Origin of the sequence: Synechococcus sp. PROS-7-1 (genome assembly GCF_014279795.1) — a bacterium.
In the GTDB taxonomy this organism is placed as follows: domain Bacteria; phylum Cyanobacteriota; class Cyanobacteriia; order PCC-6307; family Cyanobiaceae; genus Synechococcus_C.
On record NZ_CP047945.1, the window covers coordinates 916,296 to 932,970 of the forward strand.

The 16,675-nt window shown below is 57.9% G+C and carries 16 protein-coding genes and 1 pseudogene; 5 read left to right on the top strand and 12 right to left on the bottom strand.

Annotated features, from left to right (window positions below; genetic code table 11):
* The 5 genes from SynPROS71_RS04875 to SynPROS71_RS04895 form a co-directional block, all read right to left on the bottom strand.
* On the bottom strand, window positions 1–759 hold the full coding sequence (locus SynPROS71_RS04875; RefSeq protein WP_186597075.1) for a DUF4391 domain-containing protein: 759 nt from the start codon (window positions 757–759) through the stop codon (window positions 1–3).
* The gene (locus SynPROS71_RS04880) at window positions 756–3,950 is read right to left on the bottom strand and encodes a helicase-related protein (RefSeq protein ID WP_186597077.1); all 3,195 of its coding nucleotides are present in this window, start codon (window positions 3,948–3,950) and stop codon (window positions 756–758) included. The genes SynPROS71_RS04875 and SynPROS71_RS04880 overlap by 4 nt, the downstream gene beginning before the upstream one ends.
* Entirely contained in the window at window positions 3,947–7,480 is a 3,534-nt protein-coding gene (locus SynPROS71_RS04885; protein WP_186597078.1) for a TM0106 family RecB-like putative nuclease, read from the bottom strand. The genes SynPROS71_RS04880 and SynPROS71_RS04885 overlap by 4 nt, the downstream gene beginning before the upstream one ends.
* A gap of 124 nt (window positions 7,481–7,604) precedes the next feature.
* A complete protein-coding gene (locus SynPROS71_RS04890) occupies window positions 7,605–8,105 on the bottom strand; it encodes a hypothetical protein (RefSeq protein WP_186597080.1) in 501 nt (166 codons plus the stop codon).
* Between the two features lie 33 nt (window positions 8,106–8,138).
* Window positions 8,139–8,366, bottom strand: a complete 228-nt coding sequence (locus SynPROS71_RS04895; RefSeq protein WP_186597082.1) for a hypothetical protein — start codon at window positions 8,364–8,366, stop codon at window positions 8,139–8,141.
* Here SynPROS71_RS04895 and SynPROS71_RS04900 point away from each other — a divergent pair.
* A complete protein-coding gene (locus SynPROS71_RS04900) occupies window positions 8,365–8,664 on the top strand; it encodes a hypothetical protein (RefSeq protein ID WP_186597084.1) in 300 nt (99 codons plus the stop codon). The genes SynPROS71_RS04895 and SynPROS71_RS04900 overlap by 2 nt on opposite strands.
* Before the next feature lie 18 nt (window positions 8,665–8,682).
* On the opposite strand, the gene SynPROS71_RS04905 is transcribed toward SynPROS71_RS04900, so the two are convergent.
* The 5 genes from SynPROS71_RS04905 to SynPROS71_RS04925 are packed head-to-tail and all read right to left on the bottom strand — an operon-like array spanning window position 8,683 to window position 10,971.
* Window positions 8,683–9,240: a hypothetical protein gene (locus SynPROS71_RS04905; RefSeq protein WP_186597086.1), complete on the bottom strand. Its 558-nt coding sequence runs from the start codon at window positions 9,238–9,240 to the stop codon at window positions 8,683–8,685.
* Window positions 9,230–9,874: an HD domain-containing protein gene (locus SynPROS71_RS04910; protein ID WP_186597088.1), complete on the bottom strand. Its 645-nt coding sequence runs from the start codon at window positions 9,872–9,874 to the stop codon at window positions 9,230–9,232. The genes SynPROS71_RS04905 and SynPROS71_RS04910 overlap by 11 nt, the downstream gene beginning before the upstream one ends.
* Window positions 9,874–10,242 (bottom strand): Rho termination factor N-terminal domain-containing protein, encoded by a 369-nt coding sequence (locus tag SynPROS71_RS04915; protein WP_186597090.1) that lies wholly within the window; start codon window positions 10,240–10,242, stop codon window positions 9,874–9,876. The genes SynPROS71_RS04910 and SynPROS71_RS04915 overlap by 1 nt, the downstream gene beginning before the upstream one ends.
* On the bottom strand, window positions 10,226–10,708 hold the full coding sequence (locus SynPROS71_RS04920; RefSeq protein ID WP_186597092.1) for a hypothetical protein: 483 nt from the start codon (window positions 10,706–10,708) through the stop codon (window positions 10,226–10,228). The genes SynPROS71_RS04915 and SynPROS71_RS04920 overlap by 17 nt, the downstream gene beginning before the upstream one ends.
* A 14-nt stretch (window positions 10,709–10,722) precedes the next feature.
* Complete coding sequence (locus SynPROS71_RS04925) at window positions 10,723–10,971, bottom strand: hypothetical protein (protein WP_186597094.1); 249 nt, start codon at window positions 10,969–10,971, stop codon at window positions 10,723–10,725.
* 101 nt (window positions 10,972–11,072) lie between these two features.
* Between SynPROS71_RS04925 and SynPROS71_RS04930 the strand changes: the two genes are divergently transcribed.
* The 4 genes and pseudogenes from SynPROS71_RS04930 to SynPROS71_RS04940 all read left to right on the top strand — a co-directional run bounded on the left by SynPROS71_RS04930 (window position 11,073) and on the right by SynPROS71_RS04940 (window position 13,384).
* Window positions 11,073–11,237 carry a hypothetical protein gene (locus tag SynPROS71_RS04930; RefSeq protein WP_186597095.1) on the top strand — a complete coding sequence of 55 codons (165 nt, stop codon included), beginning with the start codon at window positions 11,073–11,075 and terminating at the stop codon, window positions 11,235–11,237.
* A 55-nt stretch (window positions 11,238–11,292) separates the two neighbouring features.
* Window positions 11,293–11,685: pseudogene (locus tag SynPROS71_RS13995) on the top strand (ATP-dependent zinc protease); the annotation flags it as partial.
* Window positions 11,686–11,775: 90 nt separating this feature from the next.
* Complete coding sequence (gene rimK / locus SynPROS71_RS04935; RefSeq protein WP_370586867.1) at window positions 11,776–12,693, top strand: 30S ribosomal protein S6--L-glutamate ligase; 918 nt, start codon at window positions 11,776–11,778, stop codon at window positions 12,691–12,693.
* Between the two features lie 325 nt (window positions 12,694–13,018).
* On the top strand, window positions 13,019–13,384 hold the full coding sequence (locus SynPROS71_RS04940) for a VOC family protein (protein ID WP_186597099.1): 366 nt from the start codon (window positions 13,019–13,021) through the stop codon (window positions 13,382–13,384).
* A 193-nt stretch (window positions 13,385–13,577) separates the two neighbouring features.
* Here SynPROS71_RS04940 and SynPROS71_RS04945 read toward each other — a convergent pair whose 3' ends face one another.
* On the bottom strand, window positions 13,578–15,485 hold the full coding sequence (locus SynPROS71_RS04945; protein WP_186597101.1) for a S9 family peptidase: 1,908 nt from the start codon (window positions 15,483–15,485) through the stop codon (window positions 13,578–13,580).
* Window positions 15,486–15,883: 398 nt separating this feature from the next.
* The gene (locus tag SynPROS71_RS04950; RefSeq protein WP_186597103.1) at window positions 15,884–16,624 is read right to left on the bottom strand and encodes a hypothetical protein; all 741 of its coding nucleotides are present in this window, start codon (window positions 16,622–16,624) and stop codon (window positions 15,884–15,886) included.
* Window positions 16,625–16,675: the final 51 nt, after the last annotated feature.

Below are 16,675 nucleotides of genomic sequence, written 5' to 3' on the forward strand. Positions count from 1 at the left end.
TCAGAGGCGTGTCAGTGCGGAGGCTCGTGCCGCTTCGGTGCGCTTCAGTGCCAGGTTTAGTTCTACCTGCCGGGGCATTTGTTTCTCTTTTGCAGCGGCAGCCCGCAGGCGGTTGATCTCGGCTCCCAGCCGAGAGGCTTCGCGCAGTGCCTCCCGCCTGGCCAAGGCATGCTCAGGCGTCGACGGCAAGCTGAAGCTCCCTGTGATCTGAGCCGCTAGCAGAGCTAGCACCGCATCGACACAACCTTGGTAAAGCTTGTATAGATCAGCTCTCGGCAGCGAGCTCAGCGAGAGAGCTCCAAGAAACAACGGGATTACCTGGGAGGAGTTGGCCGTAGCTAGAGCAGCCGCCACCAGGTCTCCATCTAGCACCGTGGCACCCGCCTCCCCTTCGGACCAGCGCTTGTGCGCTAGTGAGAGGGTGAGTCCCGTACCAACGTCCATGAGCAGGAAAAGCGGGTAGGGCACGGCACGGTGCAGGAGTTCTGTCAGCCTCTCGGCTTTGCTGTCCGCACGCAAGGTCACGTTCAGAACTGCAATTTCCAGGTATTCACGCGTCGCATCACGGAACGCAGGCACACCGATCGTGGTGGGTTTGAGCGTTGCCACCCACTGGACCTCTTCAATACCTTCTTTGATTCGTTGCTTATCCGCAGCCGTTGGAGCTCCATGCTCCAACAGCAAGGTTTTGGGTACCCGCCGGTCCACCCGTGCATTGGGTGGCAGATCCAATGCGGCAATCAGGTCGGTAGCGATCATGTAGCCGCCTCCGGAAGGATCGCAAGGAAGGCAATCACCTCAAAATCATCGATCCCGGCAAACTCGCCAGGCAACACGTGCGTTCCACCCGGCGCGAACAAGCTGGCGACGGCACGTTGTTCCGTCTTGCCGGCAACGGAACCCACTGCTGCTGCCAACAAGCGCTGGGCGTGACGCATGTCCGCGCCTTGCTTCGTGGCTTTGTCAAAGCGAGCACAAGCCGCTTGGTTGGGTTGGTCCCGCCCACCACAGAGTCGCTTTAGCCGGTCAAGGATGCATTTGGCCTGGGTAAAGGGAAGCAGTACGGCACCGTCATCGCTCATGTGCACGAGGTAATGGGGTGCCATGGGGTACCCAGGCTCGAAAGCCTGCTTGGCAGCCTCGCCCTCGGCGCGAAGACAGAAGATGATGCCGGGGGGCAGATCGGCATCAGCCGTTGTGGTCACGGACATCGTGCCCAGCGGCAACGTGTCCAGCACCTCGGGGTGTGCCCGCCTGTACTCAGCGAGGTCGATGCGGAAGTCGCTCAGCGTCAGGTCGGCGATAGAAACGCCAGTGGAGAGGTCCTCGAGATCGATGACCGCGTCTTGGAGCTTCAGGAGCTGCTTACGCCGATACTCAAGGTCATTCATCGGGTTTCCCGACTGCTGCTCGATCAGGTTCTCCTCGCCTGTGGCAGAGATGTCGAGCAAGACCATGCGCCCGCTGACGCGCTGTTCCAAGTTGATGTATTCCTCAAGTTCCATGTTTGGCCAGAAGTTGACCAGCTGAATCCGCTCGTTTGGTGAGCCAAGGCGGTCGATGCGACCGAAACGCTGGATGATCCGCACTGGATTCCAATGGATGTCGTAGTTGATCAGCCAATCGCAGTCCTGTAGGTTCTGCCCCTCTGAGATGCAGTCGGTGGCGATCAGCAGGTCGAGTTCACCCTCGTCCGCAAGCTCGGCAGGCCGTTCCTTTGCGCGTGGCGCAAAAGCAGACAGGATCGATCCCAAGTCCTTTCGCAGAAGCGGCAAAGTGGCTTGGTTGCTACCAGTGCCTGTGACCAAAGCCGTATGGATACCAAGAGTGTTGTTTGCCCACGGAGCAAGCTGCTCGTAGAGATATCTGGCGGTATCGGCAAAGGCCGTGAAGACAATCAGCTTGCGGTTGCCGGGATTGATTGGCTGTTGGCACTTTTGATCAATCAGCTCGCGCAAGGCCTGGAGCTTGGCGTCCCGCTGTGGCTTTACGTCTTGGGCAGCTGCGACGAGCTTGACCAGCCTGTCGCGGTCTTCGCTCAGGTCCTGCTTCCAACGAACAAGGTCGACATCCTTGAGCAGGACTTTGACCTTGCGGCCCACGAGAAGGCTCTCAAAAGTTGGATCGTCAAGGTCCACATTCTCGATGTCTAGACCCTCGAGCTCATCAGCTTGTGCCTCGATGCGAGCCAGGGTGGCTTCTACGTCAGAGAGCTGGCGTTGCAACGTCAGAGCAAAGGATGAAACAGCGCTTTCCATTCGCTTGAGTACGTTGACGCGCAGAAGATGGATCAGGCTCTCCTCGCGGTCTGCCTGGCGAAAGAAACCGCTGCCTCCCTTGACCTCGGTGCTGTACTTGCGGTCATAGGCCGCCTGCCTATGCGAGAGCACATAGCGCAATGGCGCATAGGAAGCCAGGTTCAATCGGCGGATCTCTCGATTGATGTCGGCAATGGGCAGGAAGGCCCCTGCACTATCCACATCTGCCTTGATATTGATTGGCTGGAGACGATCAGGGAAACGACCTGTCTCGGCGGTGCCGTAGTACTTCTCGATGTGCCGCCTGGATCGCGCGATCGTTAGATGGTCGAGCAGCGTGAAGTAGTCGAAGCCCAGCATCTCGACCAAAAGAGAGGGCGTACGGTCCGGCTCCTCCAGATCGAGCCAACGGTTGAATTGCTTCTGCGCTAAGCGAGTGGTGGCGTCAATGCTGTTGATGCCATGGTCGATCAAAGCTCTGTCGTCACCTTCCGTCGCGAATGAAATTTGGTTGCGTAGGTCAGCAAGGCGATTGTTAACCGGGGTGGCCGACAACATGAGCACCCGTGTCTTCACTCCCTCGTGAATGATCTTGCGCATCAACCGGTCGTAGCGGGTCTCGCCTTCCGCTTGGGGCGTCTTCTTGTTTCGGAAGTTGTGCGATTCGTCGATGACGACGAGGTCGTAATTGCCCCAGTTCACATGGGCAAGATCAATGTCGCCCGATAGTCCAGCATCGCGTGAGAGGTCCGTGTGGTTCAGGACGTCATAGTTGAAGCGATCCGCAGCAAGGACATTCCGACGATCGTTTGCTATGTAGAGAGTCCAGTTGTCGCGAAGTCGTTTCGGGCAGAGGACCAAAACGCGGTCATTCCGCAATTCCTGGTACTTGATGATGGCCAGTGCCTCGAATGTCTTGCCGAGCCCAACGCTATCGGCAATGATGCATCCTCCAAACCTGTTGAGTTTGTCGATTGCGCCGATCACTCCATCACGCTGGAATTTGTAAAGCTTGTTCCAGACGACAGTCTGGCGGATTCCCGTCGCGGCGTTAACGATTTGATCTTCATCTAGTTGATCTTCTGGCTTGTGAAAAATGCTTTCGAGTATTAATGCATAAATGCAGGCCGGGTCTTTATGGTTCGCTATTGTCTGCAGGTGCTCAATGAGTGCATTTTTCGCTGTTTCGTCTTCTAGGGCATCCCATTGTTCCTTGAACCATGTGTTAATTGCCTTTGCTTCTTCCTCGCTTTCAGATGCTTGAATTAGATTGAGCGGATTTCCGGGAGATAATCCAAGCCCGGAGTCGCTTAGCGAGAGCGAGCCTATTAGCGCTTTGATTGGTTTTTGGCCTGAGTCTCTGATGACAAATGCGCCCTGGGGTATATTCGTTTTCGCGTTGCGTATTTGAAAATCTTTTTCTGCAAGGTTGAGGATTTGTTTGGTTATCCAGCGCAAGCGAAGTGTGTTTCGTGAGTGCCTTTCTTCTGTGGATCCTGTTGTTTTGAGGTCTGATCCCTTGGGGGCGAGGATTAGTTGGAACTTTTGAAAATTATATTCACTTTGCAAGAGCCGTGAAAACGCAAAAATAGAAAAGCTGTTCGTTATGCCGCAAAGCTCTTCTCCTTGGCTTGAAGTTGCTTGGATCTCGTCAATTGCTCTGTTATTTGCTGAGTTTTTTATGAATCTCATGGCATTGATCCGTTGGCTTCGATTGAGGGATAATTAGAGTTTTGTCTGTTTTTCCTTGTGCCGATAAGGCACAACTGATTGATCTGCTCGGCCTCCGCCACCGTGTTGGCGACGCCACTGGCTAGGCCAGGTGAGCCCACCACGATCGAGAGGCATTGGGCGCGGCTGATTGCCACGTTCAACCGGTTGGGCTCCAGCAGAAAGCTCAACCCCCTCGGTGCTTCATCGCCGCTGCTCGCCGTGAGCGAGTGAATGGCAACCGGGGCTTCCTGGCCCTGGAACTTGTCCACCGTGCCCACCCGGGCTTTGCCAGCCAGCCGTTGCTGCAGCCGGTTCACCTGCACGTTGTAGGGAGCCGTCACCAGGATTGTGTCTGGCGTGAGCGTGCCTGCTGCGATGCCCCCGGCTTTGGCGTGTTGATAGCTGCCCCCCAGCAGGGCATCCACCAGCGATTCGATGCGGTTGATTTCTTCTTCGCTGCAGACGCTGTTGCCGCTGTGCGCCACCGGATCAAACACCAGGCCTTGTCCTTGTAATAGCTGCCCATCACTGCTTTGCCAGGGTTTGGCCCATGTGATGCAATTTCTGCCATTGGCGGGGCTGGCCTGCAGCCGGCCCTCATAAAACAAGGCACTCACCATTGCGGTGAGGCTTGGTTCCATCCGCCAGCTGGTGGAGAGAAACACGCCGCGATCGCTTGGCACCACCGAGGCGCCTTCCATCCAGTACTCCAGGCAGCTCTGGCCTGACTCCCCGGGGTGATCGGCCTGGGAGGGCTGGGCCAACTGCTGTTGATCGCCCACCAGCAGGATCGAGCGGGCACAACGCGCCATGACCAGCAGATTGGCGAGCGACATCTGCCCCGCCTCATCCACCACCAGCCAATCGAACTGCTCTGCCAGCTCCTCTTTGCAGAACATCCAGGTGGTGCCGCCCACCACCGCCATGGCCTCCGAGAGTTGGCCGGGCTTCACAACGCTGATGCCTGCCGCGCTCAGCGCTTCTTCTTTGCTGTTGTTGCACTTCACCACCTCGCCGGCCACCCCTGCAGCGCTGCAGGTGCTCTTGGCTTTTTTGAGCAGGTTGTTGATGGCGGCATGGCCGTTGGAGCTGATTGCCACCCGTTGGCCTGAGGCCACCAGTTGGGCGATCACCTGGCCGGTGACGGTGGTTTTACCCGTGCCCGGTGGGCCCTGCAGCGCCAGGCTGATGCCTGAGTGCTCCTGCAGGAAACCCGCCAGGGCATCAGCAACCGCGTTGGGATCTCCGGCAATGGCTGCATTGAGCTCTTGCAGTGCCGGCAGCGGTTGCCGTTCCAGCAGTTGCAGGATTGCCGGCGGGATCGCCTGGTGCTCGTGCACCCACGCCATGGCCTGCTCTTCCAGCCGTTCGCGCAGGCTTTTGCTGATGTCGGCCGGCACCTTGATCACCGAGGTGGCGTCTTTGGGGATGCCTTCGCCTTCGCCGTTGGCGAGGCGTTGATCGCGCTTGCTCCAGGGCAGCTTCAGGCTCAGCGTTCCCCGTTCGGCATCGAGCGCATCCACATCCAGCTTCAGGCCAGTGGCGGGCAGTTCAACGGTGAGCCGGCTGTCGCCATCGCCGGCATGCAATTTCAGCGTTTGGCTGGGGTCAAAGCGGAAGTGGTGGATGTCGGCGCCGGTGCGGGCACTGGGGCGTTCGTCCATCCCCACCCATTGGGCGTCGGCGATCGCTTCGCCGTCGTCGATCAGCTCCGATGGACTGAGTTCGGCCTTGGACCGGCGATCGAAATAGGCCCACCAGCCCACCTTGGCTTCGCGGTGGTGGAACGGCAGCAGCTGAGCCAGCAGCCTGTGGGCCCGCCAGCTCATCCCGCGCGGCCCCAGTTCACCTTCATCAACCAGGTGATCGGGGATCTCCTCGAGCAGCTGTTGGCTGAGCAACTCGAGGGGTTGCGGTTCCCGTGGCTCCTGATCAGCCTCATCCAGGGGCTGCTGCAGGGGTTGCTCCGGCAGGCCTTGCTCACGCCTGAGCTTCAGCAGCCAGTCGTGCAGGAACACGGTGCTTTCGCAGTCTTCGCGGTTGTAGTCCTCAATCGCCTGCAGCTTCGGGCTGGCGTCCGGCGATTCACCCGGTATCTCCGGCTCGCCGGAGAGTTGCCAGTGCAGGTAGGCCACCACCGAATCGCCGGCGTTGGTCACCCCCGCCTGGCGTTGCTCCATATAAAGGTGCTCCACCTTCTTGATCGAGTAGCTCGGCTCACCCAGCACGATCGCGCTGGTCACCACCGGCAGCAGGTCCACCAGCAGGCCGCTGCGCAGCCAGTCGTCGATCTCGGCTTCCCGGGTGGCGTGCTGCTGCGCCAGACGCCGCATCGCCGTTTTCTCGTAGGCCGCGTAGTGGTAGACGTGCAGGCCCGGATGGCTCCGCCGCCGCGCTTCCACCCAATCGACCCAGGCAGCAAAGGCTGCTTTTTCTTCGGCCTCACTGTGGGCCCACCAGCCCTTGAAGCGGGGCTTGTCCTCCGGACTGTCGCGATAGCAAGCACCGAAGAGGTATTCGAGCTTGGTTCCCGCCACGGAATCCTGGATGCCCTCCATGTCGAACCAGATGTCGCCGGGATCCGCTGCCGGCAAGGCAGACAATCCTTTGCCCGCCACCAGCGGCCGAAGCCGAAAGGCCGGGCGGCCGTCAGAACCCACAGGGGTGAGTTGCAGTTCGGCTTGTTGGCGCAGCTCATGCAACGCCTCGCCAGACAGCCCTTTCACGCTGCTGCCAGCCGGCAACGCCGCCAGCTGCTCGATTGTGTTGATACCGTCGGCGCGCAGTTTCTGGCGTTGGCTCTGGCGCATGCCCGCCACCAGCATCAGATCACGCTGCTGCTTGAGCCGTTCGTCGATGAAGGCCGTCCAGCTGCCGTGATCACCCGGGGCATCTTCCGGTGGCTGGCTTGGGTCAAAGCTCTGTTGAAACGCCGTGAAGCGTTGGCGCAGCAGTTGGTACCAGGCCCAGAATTGATCGGTGGCGTAGTGCTGAAACTTGCCGCCACCCAGGTACAGCTCGAACTGATCGGGGCGATGTCCCAGCAGCGGCGTGAGCAGTTCGCAGTAGGCCGAGGCCTGCACCAGGAAGGTGGTTTTCGGCTTACTTGCCAGCTTGCATTCGATCGGGATGTAGCTCCAATCGCCCAGGGCCGATGGCTGCTCGATCTTGCGCAACAGATCGGCACTGCCGCGCATGCCGCCATGGCACAGCGAGGCCTGATGGATGAAGTCCACTCCTTCTGCCATCGCAGCCTGGGTGGCGGCGTAATCGGCCTCGCTTTGTTTGCCTGGTAGGCGGGCAATCCGGTGCCCTTCCTTCTCCAGCTTCTCGAGCAAGACCTGCTCGTGGCGCAGGCCATCGGCAAACAGTTGCTGATCCAGCTCACTCACCGCTGGCTTGTTGCCATCAAACAGCTTGCGAGCTTCCAGCTCCTGCCACCACGCCCCGATCACCGGGCTGATCGAGAACAGCGACAGCTGGCTAGGGGTGATCAGGCGAGTGGGCATGGCTGCTTGTTGGCCCTTCCATTTTTTTGCATTGGCCCATTTCTCGCATCACCCAAATGGGTGAGTGCAGGGAGGCCCTATCTCCCCTAATTGGGGGATGTTTTGATGGAGTTGCCATCGAAGCTCAATTCAGCGCCTTCTTTTGGTAAGCCAATGCGTTGCCGCTTGGTTGCAGCTGAAGTTCGAGTGGAATCTTTCGTGCTAGCCGTTCGAGTGGTCCTCTTGACACAAACGCCACGCCACCGCTTTTTGGTGTGGGTTGCCGAATGCCCCAGGCCAGCACCATGGGGCCATTAAAGATCACTTCGCAAGTGCCGTTGGCGTGAAGGAGGCCTGCTAACAAATAAATGTCGTCATCAGGTTGCCCATGCCCAAGCGGGATGCCAACCCCTCGGCTCGTTGTGGTTTTGATTTGTACCTTTGTGCCGTCGGCGGTGTGGGCATCGATACCCTTGCGCATCGGTGGTGTGAGTTCCAGCCCAAAGCGATCGGCGATCAGCAGTTCTCCAAGGTTTCCAAGTTGTTGTCCTGCAGGCAAAAGCCCTCTCCCGGGTAATGCGGCTTCCAGCTGATTGGAGATCTTGAATAACTCTTGGATGAGCTGGCGTACTTTGCTGTTGTTCATCGGCTTTATTTGATAAAGGATTTAAGATCGAATTCACGTCGAGATACTCTTGGCGCAAAGTCGTGAGGTTGTCGAGGTGGCGGAAAGCTTTTTGAGGTGTTGTAAGTCAAAACTTCGATCTGCATCCTCAACAAATCTCGCTTCTTCATTGTTCACCGGATGAGCATGACAAACATCCCTCAACTGAGGGATGTTTGTTGGGTGTGATTGGGCAATTCTGGGGGAGTTCATTCCTGTTTCCCCAATCACGATTGAGGCCATGCGTGAGATTCCGAACCGTGAGCTCATTGCTGAGCGCATTCCTGCTGCTGATGGCAATCGCCATCGCTTGATTTGCTTCGCGCATACGTTCAATGGCTATGCGTTCTTGGGTGGTGAGGAGCCTTTAGAGCGCCTGTCTGGTGATTGGTCTGATCTGAGCCTTAGTGAGCTGCGCTGTCTGCTGTTTTGGCAGGTGCGCAGTGATCGTTGGAGCGGAGGCCACTCCACGGATTGGGCTTCGCTGTGGAATCTCTTGGATGTGATTCGAAGCAGGGTTGAAGCCGGCGAGCTGGATTGAGCACCTGGGGGGTGAGGCTTAGCCCTGGCCCCACTCCAGAACGCTCAGCTCGGCTCTTGCGCCTAACAGCCCCCGCAGGCGATCCGCGGCCTGATGTTGTTTGGCACTGAGCGCGTCTTTCCCGCTCAGTTTCAGCTCCTGCAGGCTGATCCTGCCGTCGTCCCAGAAGGCCACCACATCCGGAAAGCCTCCGATCCGGCCTTCGCTTGCGGCCATGAATTGATCTATCAGACCATGGATCGGTTCATCGCTGCCGGCTCCGTACCAATCGGCGCGCATCACCCCCTGGCGCCCTTCCCAGGCCTCCACCACATAGGCCGATCGTGCTCCAGCATTGATCCATTCCTGAGCCGCGAGCGCAGCCGGTGGAATCGGCGCCCCCAGCTCCTGGGCCACATGGGTTTCCCAAAGCGTTTCCGCATTGGCGGCGGGCAGATCGAACCAGCGACTGGTGGGCGTCAACTCCTTCAGGCGCCGGTAAGGGCAACGGGGTACAGGCCGCCAGTGCGGTCGTTGCTGCAACGGCACGGCCTGGTTGCCGTAGGCAATGGTGGTGATCACAAGGTCAGCGGTCATGACGTTCGGGGTAGGTGTTGATCCAGGTTTCGGTCGTTGATTCCGTTGGAATCAGCTGCTGATAGGCGTTGCTGCTGAGGATGTCGTTCACCGCTTCGCCCAGCCGCTCCACTGAGCGGCTGTCGGGCAGGCGATCCACCAGCTCCTGATGCATCCGCTGCAGATACCAGGCACTGCCATCGAGGCCGGCACTGAACTTGCTCCACATCGCTGGATCGCGCCGGGCATCCAGCACCATGTCGCCAGCGTTGTGCGCCTTGTCGGCGGCGGTCACCAGCAGTGATGTCAACGGTTTGCCGGCGAGGGACTCGAGATAGCGCGTCTTGCGCAGCAGCCACGGCTCTTTCACGCCAGGCGCTGCATCGTGAGAGGTGTCGGTGCAGTCGCGCACGATGTCGGCAACCGCACCACCGAAACGTTCGGCGATTGAAGCGTGGCTCTGGCCGGCGTCTTCGATGGCGTCGTGCAGTAGAGCAGCGATCGCCTGGTCTTCATTGCCGCCGTCTTCCCAAACCAGGGCGCTGACGCTGATTAGGTGGGAGATGTAGGGCACATCTTTGCCTTTGCGTCGCTGTTGGCGGTGGAGTTCGTCGGCCCACTGGAGAGCTTCGCCGTAGCGAGGGGTGATGGTCATCAACAGTCACCGCCCAGGAGTTGCTTCACCAGCGCGATTAACTCAGCCTTTTTGAAGTTCTCCAGCGGCCTCGGTGGTGGCACCACCCCATGGCGTTCCAGCTCCTTGGCCAGTTCGGCTTTGCGCAGCTTTGAGTAACCCGTGATGCCGTGCTCTTTGCACAAGCGTTTGAGTGTGGCCACCGTTTGCTGTTGGAAGCTGCCCTGGCCCAGCAAGGCCGCCATGCGTTCATGGCCCGTGAGTTGGGGAGTAACTGTTGCCGGCGCAGTGGCATTGCGCAGCTCCTGATCGAACTCCCTGAGACTGCGGGCATCCGATGCCACAACGGCCCTGAGATTGGCGCGCAGGGCCTCAGCGATCTGTCCCATCAGTGCCCTCCAGGCTGAGTTGCACGGCTTGCTGCTTCTCCACGATGGCGGCGAGCTGTTGCTTCGTCCCGGTCCAGCGGCGGATGAAGCGGATCACAGCACCCACCAGCCGTCCGATGAAGCGGCCGCCCTGGTACGTGCTTTTCCCTTTTTGATACAGCCCGAATTCATTCACCAGGTCGTCGCCGGCGTCTTCCAGTTCGCCCACCACGTTGGTGACGATCTCCAGCATCTCGTAGGCCTCCTTGCGTACGGAGGCTTCCCGCTCAGCGATCAAACGCAGCTTCTGTTCCAGCTGATGCATGGCTTCTTGGCTGCGCTGGGCCTGTCCGCGGTACTGCCCCCGGCTCACCATCAGGCCCCGGTAGTTGTGGCGCAGGTGGAGGTAAAGCGTTTCCAGTGCACTCCGCTCGAGAGCCCCCGGATCGGAGGGGAAAGTGCCTGTGGGTGGATAAAGGATCGGCATTATCTGATGCTCCTTCAGTTGCCGATGTTGAAAGCACGGAAGCGGTCGGCTCTCACCGCCATCCCCGCATGTTCCACATAGGTGTTGCCATCGTTGAGTCGAAAGGGCCCCTGATCGGACGGCCATGAGGACGGCAATGGTTCGGCCTTGGATTCCGACTCGGGCATGGTGAGCACGATCAGAACCGCAACGCAGGTGTCGAGGATCAGCAGCGGGTCGAAGAGAGGAAGCATCGGAATCGGTGGATGCGTGGAATCCTCCATAGCTTTGGCTGAAAGGCCTTTTGGAACCTCCCCCAATCGGGGGAGAAGGTTCTGAAAGTTGGATGAGCGTGGAAGCCGTCTCGCCGGTGAGAGGCTCAACGTTGATCGCTCGTTCTGCCCCTGACCAGCACCGCGCCGATGCCGGCGCCAACCTCAAGCGGGCCCCCGAGCAGCTCAATGAAAACGAAGCTGGGGTGGAGCGGTTGGGCATCATGAGTCGAAGGCCTGATCGACCCACTGAATTGAGGGTCTACCAGCTGCAGTGAAGGCCTCAACGCCACTTAGGATTTCTGTGTCTTTCGATAAGGACCGTTCGCGGCCTTGACCAAAAAAATCATTGTCGGCAGTGAGGAGTGGTGCTCCCTGCCAGGGCTTGGGCTGCCGGCAATCAAGGCACGGGTTGACTCCGGCGCAGCAACGTCCTCCTTGCATGCCTTCAACATCGTGCCGTTTCAGCGCGATGGAGACCGGTGGATCAGTTTTGAAGTGCATCCGCTTCAGAACGACCGTTCCGTGGTGATTCGCCATGAGTCGCCTGTGCTGGAACAGCGTGGTGTGCGCAACACCAGCGGCATCACCGAAACCCGCTATGTGATTCGTGAACAGCTGGTGCTCGGTGAAGAGAGCTGGCCGATTGAGCTCACCCTCACCAACCGCGATGCGATGGGCTATCGCATGCTGCTCGGCCGTGAAGCCATGGTGGGTCGCGTGTTGGTGGATCCCGAGGGCAGCCATCAACTCGGCGATCTCCGCCAGGACGAGCTCGAGGCGATGTATGCCCCTCTGCGCACCGAGCGCAATGGCCTGCGTATTGCCCTGCTGGCCTCGGACCCGGAGCTTTACAGCAACCGCCGTCTTCTGGAGGCCGGCGAGGAACGGGGCCACCGCATGGAGTTCCTCAATGTCAAGCAGTGCTACATGCGCTTGGATCCACAGAATCCTGAGATGCATTACCGGGGTGGCAATGTGCTGGAGCGCATCGATGCGGTGATTCCGCGGATTCGCCCCAGTGTCACCTTCTACGGCTGTGCGATCACACGACAGTTCGAGGCGATGGGCATCCGCGTGCTCAATGCCGCAGAACCGATCAAGCGCTCTCGCGACAAGCTTCTGGCGTCCCAGTTGTTTGTGCGGCACGGCCTGAACATGCCGGTCACCGGCTTTGCCAGCTCACCTCTCGACACCAAAGACCTGATCAAGATGGTGGGTGGTGCCCCGTTGATCCTCAAGTTGCTGGAGGGAGCTCAGGGGCGTGGTGTTGTGTTGGCTGAGACCCAGAAAGCGGCAGAAAGTGTGATCAACGCCATGAAAAGCCTGAACGCCAACCTTCTGGTGCAGGAATTCATCAAGGAAGCAGGTGGAAAAGATCTGCGTTGTTTCGTGATCGGCGGCAAAGTTGTTTCCGCGATTGAACGCACGGCTGCGGTCGGAGATTTTCGCTCCAATATTCATCAAGGTGGGTCGGCCCAGGCCGTGCGCATCCGCCCGGAAGAACGCAAGTTGGCTGTTTCGGCGACCCGTGCCCTCGGGTTGGATGTCGCCGGAGTTGACATCATTCGCTCTGAGCGAGGCCCTCTGCTGTTGGAGGTGAATTCAAGTCCTGGCTTGGAGGGCATTGAAACGGCCACAGGCAAGGATCTGGCCGGCTTGATGATTCAAGAAATCGAGCGAAAACTGGGCTGGGTCCGCACACGCTTATCGGAACCTCTGGTCGCTTGTTGATCTGGATCCTGCTGGATTCGTCTCGGCCCTTTCTCAAGCAAAGTATCGATGCTCTGTTTTAAAAGCCCTTCGATGCTGGCACTGCTGGTGTTGGTGATTTGGATGAGTTCGATTTCATGGCGTCTATCGCGAAAGGCGTTGTAAGTGGCGACCAGGGCTAGTCATTGCCATTCCCTTTGCTTATCATCACTGATGTGCTGATCTGGCTCATCGCTGGCTTCATCCTCAGCCGGGTGTTCAGCAAGAGCCGCAGAACTAGGAACTGAGAGGCCAGGGCGAGCTGTTAGCTGGATCCAGCGAAAAGTCAATGAGGCATGAGAACAGAATGAAAGCATTGTTCACATCATTCCCCGCATCCGACTATGCCGCCAGCAAACGATTTTATGAAAGGGTGATTGGTCTGCGGTTGCTGAGGGAGTTCGACGGTGAACCGCACAGGTTCACGAACTACGATCTCGGCGGCATGATGTTAAAAGTGTATGAGTGGCAAGAGAAGTACTACGGAGTCGGCCACTCGGGTTTGTTTATCGAGACAGACGATCTCGACGAAGTGGTGAATCGGATTCGCAGCCTCGGTGGGAAGACCACAGACATCGTTGTGCACACATGGGGTGGCCGAAGTTGCTCTGTTACCGATCCTTTCGGGACTATCTTCGATCTGATCGATTCGAATCAGAAAGGAAATACTTAACCAGTTGGATGCACCGTTGTATCCGGAAGAAGACTCGTCTCTCGTTGTGGTGGAGTATGAATCGACGTAAAACCCAGCTGTATTCGAGGGCCAGGCACGCGTGCGCCGACGCTTTTGCTGAGTCAAAAGACGCCGCTTTGATCACTTATAAAGACTGTTTCTGCAGTGTTTTCATCTCGTTTTATCACTTCATTTAAAGGTATCTCCTGTACCACTGGAGAACTTTCTCCATCAGCTTGACCGTGTTATTGCGATCCTTGAAGTAGTGGCCTTCGCCTTCGAAGAGGATGAGTTCGGTTGGAACCTTGTTTTTTTTCAGCGCTGCATACAACTCCCGGGCCTGCCCGACTGGCGTTCGCTTGTCGACAGTGCCTTGGTAGATCAGAGTTGGCGTTGATGCGTGCTGGGCATGATTCACTGGCGATCGCTCGGCATAAAGTTCTGGGTTCTCCTCGGGGGTTCCCAACAGGAGCGTGGTAAACATTCCGGGTATTATCGATGTGTTCCAGAGTGTTTTCCAGTTCGCGATCACTCCTCCGGCGACAGCGACCTTGAAGCGATTCGTTTGCGTGATGGCCCATGGAGTCATGAATCCCCCATAACTGAAACCGCCAATGCCAAGGCGCTCGGGATCGGCTATTCCAGACGAAATCAGTGAATCGACTCCGCTCATGATGTCGACATAGTCAACACCCCCTAAATCACCAACAATTGCGTCTGCATATTTGGTCCCACCGCCTCTCGATCCTCTTGGGTTTGGGAGAAAGACCGCGTAACCGTGGGAAGCCAGAAACTGTCCCCAGCCGATGTAGCCCTCCTGCCAGCCATTCCACCAAGCCCAATAGGGACCGCCATGGATCAGAGTGATCAGCGGTAAGGGTGTATTGAGAGCCTGCCCGTTGGGCTTGATCAGCATTCCATGAATCACTTCCTTGTCATTTTTGTTCCGCCATGTCACTTCTTCGATCGGTGACAATCTGAGATTTTGTATGTCTGGATTGAGAGCTGTCAGCTTCCGCCTCTCTCCCGATCGGCTGAGCCAGACATCTGCTGGAGATGTGGCAGACTCTTTGAGATAGAGAAAGTCGCCCTGATCACTGAAGCTGAATGTTGTGAATGTTGGCGACTCTGAAAGCCAGTCCACAGAGGCCCTCTCGAGTGCGGTAGTGGCGCCTGTTCTGATGTCTATCGTCGCAATAATCCCATTGTTCTTATCCAGAATCTTGGTTCTCAGCGAGGTTGAATCCGGGGCCCATTCCACCTCAAGAATGTCGCCGCTCTGGCTCATTGGCAGGGCTGTCACCGTGCCGGCCTTGACGTTAAGAAGCATGGGAACAACAGAAGCCCTTGTGGCTGATGGCCCGAGGAAAAAGACATAGTTCCCATCTGGAGACCATCGAATCAGAGTGAAGTAGCCCGTGTCGAGGGTGAAATCCTTGATGGTGCGTTGTGATGCGATGTCGACAAGCGACAGTGATTTCTTGGCAAACCAACCCTCGTAACCTGTTGCCGTATTCCTTAGAACTGCAAGTGTGGATGAATCGGGCCCCCATGAAAAGTCAATGAGGTGCTCATCGTCTTTGAGCACTGGTCTGGCTAATTTCCTGTGAATATTTACACTGAACAATTTGAGCTTCCCTGAGCCCAGCGATTCGGCCCCTTCTTTCTGCTCCGCCTGGGCGATGAAGGCGATGGTTTCGCTGTCAGGTGCCCAGCGAAACGCCTTGACTTGATGATGCAATGTTGTCAGCGGAGTGGGGTTGGACCCGTCGGCATCGGCAATGAAGATCTGAGCGCTCTCGGCAGCTTCTGGTTTTGCCGATTGACTGGCGCGCCTGGCCACGAAGGCCAGGCGTCGTCCATTGGGTGACCAGGCCGGCGACCAGGATTCGGCAAGATCCGTGAATGGCTGGTTCCATTTCTGATCTTGATCCAGTGCTTTGATCCAGATCGTTCTTGTGGAGAGCCACTTCGGTGATTTCTCCTGATTGGGGGTGTTCAACACGAACGCGCCAAACGTTCCCCGCGGCGACATCTGCAGGTCAGTTGCTTTTCTGACTTTTACAAAATCAACCGGCTCGGCAACTCTCGTTTGCGCCACTGTTGGGACTGCGCTCGAGATCAAGCAACAGGAGGCTAATGAGATGAACTTGAGAATGCTCTCAAGAAAGCCGTTGACCGCTTTGTGTTTGCTGATTGAATTAAAAGATGCCGGTGAAAATATTGCCATTTCTTTTCTGTCAATTCGCTTTGATTCCTAACTGATAGCAACATCTGCCTCAACAAGCTGTCGAGCGCAATGATTGTGTCAATTCAACACAATTTGGCTCAACGTAAGAGGCGTTGCGTCAACACAATGTCCATATCGCTGCGGATTGACGGGATCTCGGCAGAGGTGAGGCCTACTTGTTATGCAACGGTTCTCACGTTCTGTGAAATCCGCTCGACCAGTGTTTGAAGCAAAGGCTGAAAACCAAGCGCCAGGGTTACCGATCCTTCTCAGGGGCTGCTCACTGTGATGCGGTTGCCGTACCCGCCGATCTCCTCCAGTTCAAAGGAGTGATGGCCGCTCATCGCCCAGCGCTGCCCGGAGCTGTCGACCATCTCCCGGCGATCGGTCGTGGGCGCACCGACCGGCGTGAAGGTGAAGATCGGCTGCTCGGCGTGGGAGAAGTAAATCGTGAAGCCATCCTTCGCGGCAGGCTCTGTACGGCAGGTGGACGCAATCTCGTTGAGCGTGCATTGCAGTGGCCACTCAGGCTTGCTGGCCTGCTCCTCGCTCAGTGCCGTGAGGTCTGGATACTTGCCGCGAACGGCCCCTTGGGCGTCGTAGGTCACCACCTTGAGGGTCTTTGACCCATCCAGCGGCTTGGCCAGCTGGATCACGGCCACACCGGTTGGGCATGGATCTGGCTGAAGCGTGAGCCTGACGACGGCATAGGCCAGCTCCGTCGGCTCAGTGGGCGCAATCAGCTGATCGGGGAAGCGACCGTTCTCCCCATTGGGCAGGGTCTCAGCGCTGTACTCGCTGTCGCAGACACCATTCAGGTCATTGCCCCATCGCACCCGCTTGGGCTCGACGGTGAGCACATCCAACACGGCGCGCCCAGCGGTGCTGTTGCCTTGCCAGCGCCCCAGGAACACGCTGTCCAAGTTCGATGCTGGCTTGGGCTGACTGCAGGCGCCGAGCAGAACGGCCGCCGCCAGCGGGGCCATCAGTTGGCGGGTGATCCTGTGCATCGCAGCCAAGCCTTGGGCTTTCACAGTCTGATGATTCCCTGATGGCAATGA

What these genes read in the sequence shown, in the direction of transcription:
- SynPROS71_RS04875 (WP_186597075.1), bottom strand. Translation starts at nt 759, where the DNA reads ATGATCGCTACCGACCTGATTGCCGCATTGGATCTGCCACCCAATGCA.
- SynPROS71_RS04880 (WP_186597077.1), bottom strand. Translation starts at nt 3,950, where the DNA reads ATGAGATTCATAAAAAACTCAGCAAATAACAGAGCAATTGACGAGATC.
- SynPROS71_RS04885 (WP_186597078.1), bottom strand. Translation starts at nt 7,480, where the DNA reads ATGCCCACTCGCCTGATCACCCCTAGCCAGCTGTCGCTGTTCTCGATC.
- SynPROS71_RS04890 (WP_186597080.1), bottom strand. Translation starts at nt 8,105, where the DNA reads ATGAACAACAGCAAAGTACGCCAGCTCATCCAAGAGTTATTCAAGATC.
- SynPROS71_RS04900 (WP_186597084.1), top strand. Translation starts at nt 8,365, where the DNA reads ATGCGTGAGATTCCGAACCGTGAGCTCATTGCTGAGCGCATTCCTGCT.
- SynPROS71_RS04895 (WP_186597082.1), bottom strand. Translation starts at nt 8,366, where the DNA reads ATGGCCTCAATCGTGATTGGGGAAACAGGAATGAACTCCCCCAGAATT.
- SynPROS71_RS04905 (WP_186597086.1), bottom strand. Translation starts at nt 9,240, where the DNA reads ATGACCGCTGACCTTGTGATCACCACCATTGCCTACGGCAACCAGGCC.
- SynPROS71_RS04910 (WP_186597088.1), bottom strand. Translation starts at nt 9,874, where the DNA reads ATGACCATCACCCCTCGCTACGGCGAAGCTCTCCAGTGGGCCGACGAA.
- SynPROS71_RS04915 (WP_186597090.1), bottom strand. Translation starts at nt 10,242, where the DNA reads ATGGGACAGATCGCTGAGGCCCTGCGCGCCAATCTCAGGGCCGTTGTG.
- SynPROS71_RS04920 (WP_186597092.1), bottom strand. Translation starts at nt 10,708, where the DNA reads ATGCCGATCCTTTATCCACCCACAGGCACTTTCCCCTCCGATCCGGGG.
- SynPROS71_RS04925 (WP_186597094.1), bottom strand. Translation starts at nt 10,971, where the DNA reads ATGGAGGATTCCACGCATCCACCGATTCCGATGCTTCCTCTCTTCGAC.
- SynPROS71_RS04940 (WP_186597099.1), top strand. Translation starts at nt 13,019, where the DNA reads ATGAAAGCATTGTTCACATCATTCCCCGCATCCGACTATGCCGCCAGC.
- SynPROS71_RS04950 (WP_186597103.1), bottom strand. Translation starts at nt 16,624, where the DNA reads ATGCACAGGATCACCCGCCAACTGATGGCCCCGCTGGCGGCGGCCGTT.